Genomic DNA, 2809 nt, shown 5'->3' on the forward strand with positions numbered 1-2809 from the left:
GTCAGGATGATAAACCGGAACGGCTTCTGGAAAAGCTCTCTTGTACCATTCAAGACCTTTCGCTACATCTGGGACATGAACAAGAACCGCTGATGGATTCATAATTTTTCTCCAACCACATAACGCCCTGTTAAGGTGTGAGCAACGCAATACCGAAGCTCCCGCATACCACCTTAATCACTAAAACCACCGCATAGTAAAAATGCCACGCGTTGCGAATCACTCTTAAACAGTTTGTTATGTGCGGTGCTATTTATTAGAAGAACGTGAAATATGACGCAACTTCGTCCCCCAAATTATCTATGTAAATTTCTTCTTTCTCATGCATCGGTTCATCTCTGTCGATGAGGACTTCAAATTCATCTTCAGTCAAAGAGTCCATGTTGTAGCTCCAGTTTTCACCTGGGCAAGTTATTATAGTTTTCACCGCTTCACTTCCATCGTCATTGTAGATCCTCTCGATGAAAACAAACTCTTGGCTTGGAATATCATATCCGATATGTACTTTTTCCATTTTTTACCTCCCGTGTATAACAAGATGGAAACTAACCTGCATTACTGCTATTTAGGGCTCACTAGACAATACCGCATTGCCAACCTTAAATTTGTGAGGACAGTAGGAAAGAGCAACCTTTTACAGAATTGGGGCTTTATAAATCACGAAGCTATATTATTGATATTAAGCACATAACGCCCTGTTAAGGTGTGAGCAACGCAATACCGATGCCGCCGCATACCACCTTAAACACCAAACTCAACGCATAGTAAAAATGCCACGCGTTGCGAATCACTCTTAAACAGTTTGTTAGCTTTAAAATTCATAAGACGACGCATTGAAAACCTGCTGATATATCGCCAAAGAACACTTTATAGCCTCAATTGCTTCATGCTTCGTTACCTTTGTTTCCCCATATCGTACACTAGGGCTACACTGCACTCGTTCAATTAAAGAGTCAGATATATTTACGTCATATTCGGATAATGTTTTTGCAAGAGATTTTAGGTCATGCGTACGCTTTATCGTCGCACCAAGTTGGCACAATTTTGATTTCATTACCTTTTCAGAGAACTGTAAAGATGACCATTTGGAGTTGTTATAGTCTGGATATTTTTGAAAAATATTAAATACAGACAAGTCATAGTCATTTGCGGCTAATTCCATGAATGGTTTATAATAACTATCTTTCAAGCTTTGAACTGCATTTAATCCAAACATATAATCATGCAAAATAGCACTCTTTTCTTCGTAGCTGAGTGAAGATGCTAAATACTGTGTCATAGATGTAACATGGCTCAGAATATTTATTTCAGGAATCATCCTACCGCCGCCAACATCAATTTTCCTTTTTACGCGAGCTAAATCTGCGTCTATGGTAAAATTGTTTTGACCAAAACACAGCGGGAATACAACTTCCCAAGGTTCCCCACGAATAACTATCACATAACTTCCCGGTCCAGGATGAATTTTTATACGATCTCCATATCGTTCTTCATACCACCAATGAACTTGGGCGCACAAGGCATCGTTAGAAAAATCTTCCCTGTCTATATTTTCGCCAGAGTTCATTTTATATGTCCCACTCTTATCAACTTTTTCAGTCAAGCAAGTGAATGCATGCATTGGACGTTGATGAAGCTTTAAATCTCCTCTGAGTAACTCTTGATCAATTTCATCCATATATTTTAGAAACATTGCCTTTGTTATCACTGATGTCTCCTTTTTAAAGCTAACGCCGCATTAAGGTGTGAGCATCGCTTGCCTATACTTTGAGCGAAGCGAAAATGGCAAGCGTTGCGAATCACTCTTAAATGCTTTGTTAGCTTTTTTTAGTTCAGCACGTAAGTACTTGTTTATGTCATTTAAGCTGATTGACTTGTTTCCGTTTAACGGAATACTAATTACTGGCGTATTGTTTTTATTTGCTCGGTCGATTTCCAACCTAACCCATTTAGATTTTGAGACTGAATCAGTGTTAAGTAGCACGACCAGATCAGAATTATCTAGTTGCTCAATGACAAATTTTTGTTTGTCTTTTGCGTCATTATCTATGATGTCTACAAACGGCTTGCCATAGTCAGAGACAACCTCCGATATAGACTTAAGATGATCAACCGTGATGACCTCATCTCGAAGGGTATAGCTAATAAAAATATTCATTACGCAATGCGACCTTGAGAAAACAAGAAAAATCCAACTACAGACAAAGACATTAGAACAAAGTAAAGCGACATGGATAGATTAAACATGGCGTTACCCCAACTAACATTTACTGTTGAGATGTTATCGGTTGAAAGTTGGTTCCTTGATGCTATTGCCTGAAGCCTTGTATTCATGCGTTTTCTGGTAACTCGTTGATAATAATATGCAGTAAAATCAGCAATCCAAAAGCCGAACGCTACAAGAAAGGGAACTACAAAGTATGAAGGGTCTAGAGTATCAGATGTTAGTTTACCAAGTGCGACAGCTGCTATACCGATTACCGCAACACATAGTTTTTTAAATTCGAAACAGTTTTGACTAATTTTCAACGTCGCTTCATGAAGTTGATCAACTTCAACCCAATCCATTTCGTCAGCAGCATTACGCTTGTACTCTTGAAAATTACTATCATCACTCATTCAATCTAATCTCTACTTTTCTTTAGATGCCGCTATTATACTGGATAGTTTTACGATAAAAAGCTAACGCCCTGTTAAGGGGTGAGCAACGCAATACCTAAGCCGCCGCATACCAACTTAATCACTAACGCCAACGCACAGTAAAAATGCCACGCGTTGCGAATCCCTCTTGAACAGTTTGTTATGTGCG

General features: G+C 38.9%; 4 protein-coding genes and 1 pseudogene. All 5 read right to left on the bottom strand.

Annotated features, from left to right (window positions below; genetic code table 11):
- A pseudogene (locus ABMY42_RS26190) lies at positions 1-102 on the bottom strand (glyoxalase/bleomycin resistance/dioxygenase family protein); the annotation flags it as partial.
- A gap of 154 nt (positions 103-256) precedes the next feature.
- Entirely contained in the window at positions 257-514 is a 258-nt protein-coding gene (locus ABMY42_RS26195) for a hypothetical protein (protein WP_349266977.1), read from the bottom strand.
- Positions 515-811: 297 nt separating this feature from the next.
- Positions 812-1708 (bottom strand): HEPN domain-containing protein, encoded by an 897-nt coding sequence (locus ABMY42_RS26200; protein ID WP_349266978.1) that lies wholly within the window; start codon positions 1706-1708, stop codon positions 812-814.
- Between the two features lie 30 nt (positions 1709-1738).
- Positions 1739-2158: a TIR domain-containing protein gene (locus tag ABMY42_RS26205; RefSeq protein WP_349266979.1), complete on the bottom strand. Its 420-nt coding sequence runs from the start codon at positions 2156-2158 to the stop codon at positions 1739-1741.
- Positions 2158-2619, bottom strand: coding sequence for a hypothetical protein (locus ABMY42_RS26210; RefSeq protein WP_258620208.1), 462 nt, complete (start codon positions 2617-2619; stop codon positions 2158-2160). Before ABMY42_RS26210 ends, ABMY42_RS26205 begins: the two co-directional genes overlap by 1 nt.
- Positions 2620-2809 lie beyond the last annotated feature (190 nt).

This window comes from Vibrio sp. SSH13-20, from assembly GCF_040104475.1.
Lineage (GTDB): Bacteria > Pseudomonadota > Gammaproteobacteria > Enterobacterales > Vibrionaceae > Vibrio > Vibrio harveyi.